The organism is Streptomyces aureoversilis (assembly GCF_042657885.1).
Classification (GTDB): Bacteria; Actinomycetota; Actinomycetes; order Streptomycetales; family Streptomycetaceae; genus Streptomyces; species Streptomyces aureoversilis.
Window position 1 is genome coordinate 1 of the sequence record NZ_JBHSKJ010000064.1, and the last position, 1,380, is coordinate 1,380.

Sequence of the window (1,380 nt, forward strand, 5' to 3'; positions counted from 1 at the left end):
GGGGGGGTGCCCTTATGGGTTTGGTCAAGCCGGGACGGCTGGTCGTGACTCGTAGAAGGTGCCGTCTCTGAGCATGGCGAAGAGGACGTCGACGCGTCGTCTGGCGAGGCAGAGGATGGCCTGGGTGTGATGCTTTCCTTGCGCGATTTTCTTGTCGTAGTAGGCCCGCGAGGCGGGGTCGGCCAGGGACGCGAACGCGGCGAGGAAGAACGCTCTCTTGAGCTGCTTGTTTCCTCGCCGGGCCGGGTGTTCGCCGCGGATCGAGGAGCCGGAACTCCTGGTCACCGGGGCGAGTCCGGCGTAGGCGGCCAGGTGGGCGGCGGTGGGGAAGGTGCTGGCGTCGCCGACGTCGATGAGGATGCGGGCTCCGGTCCTGACCCCGATGCCGGGCATCGAGATCAGGACCTTGGAAAGAGGGTGGGCCTCCAGCAGGTCCTCGATGCGCTTCTCGATGAGTTTGCGCTGGTCGAGGACGGCTCGCAGGGAGCCGGCCAGGCTGGGGACGATCAGCGCGGCCGCGTCGGTGCCGGGAACGATGACGGTCTGTTCGTCGAGTGCGGTGAAGATGTCGCCGACCAGGCGCTCGGCCATGCGCGGGGCCTTCGGGCGGGCGAGGCTGACCAGCCGTCGGCGGCCGGCCTTCCTCAGTTCGGCCGGGGATCCGAAGCGTTCCAGCATCGTCAGGACCGCGGGATGGTCCAGCCGCGGGCCCAGGACCCGTTCCAGGGAGGGGTGGATCTGGGTCAGCAGGCCGCGGAGCCGGTTGCTGATGCGGGTCGCCTCACCTGCGAGGTCGTCGTCGAAGCCGACGATCATCTCCAGCTCGGCGACGGCCTCGTCGGTCGGCGCGAGGTCGCGCAGGGTATGGGGCATGGTGCGGGCGGCGTCGGCGATGACCGCGGCGTCGCGGGCGTCGGTCTTGGCCTCGCCGGGATAGAGGTCGGCGATCCGCCGCATCGTCAGGCCGGGAAGGTAGGCGATGCGGCAGCCGGTGTCACGGGCCACCGCCAAAGGCAGGGCACCGATGGAAGCGGGCTGGTCGACCACGACGAGCACGGTGCCGTGCTTGGTCTGGAGCTTGGTGAACAGCTCACGCAGCTTCGGTTCGCTGTTGGGCAGTCGCTTGTCGAAGGCTTTCTTCCCGGCCGGCGTCAGGGCGGTGGCGTGATGTTCACCCTTCCCGACGTCCAGGCCCACGAAGACCTTCACCTGGTCGAGCTCGCTCACGTGCGTTCCTCCAGCGAGAGGTCCTGCCCACCCCGGCCTCACCTGCGGCACTGATCCCCGGCATCCACGTTATGAAGAGCCTGCCGAAACTGTGGCGGTCCTGCCCTTATCAGCGGTCTGTCAGTGCCTCCGGGCCCGGTGACACCACCCCCC

At 68.7% G+C, this 1,380-nt stretch carries 1 protein-coding gene; it reads right to left on the bottom strand.

Annotation, left to right across the window (positions count from 1 at the left end; translation table 11 throughout):
- Positions 1-24: 24 nt before the first annotated feature.
- Positions 25-1,227 carry an IS110 family RNA-guided transposase gene (locus ACFPP6_RS36410; RefSeq protein ID WP_382051137.1) on the bottom strand — a complete coding sequence of 401 codons (1,203 nt, stop codon included), beginning with the start codon at positions 1,225-1,227 and terminating at the stop codon, positions 25-27.
- Between the last annotated feature and the right edge of the window lie 153 nt (positions 1,228-1,380).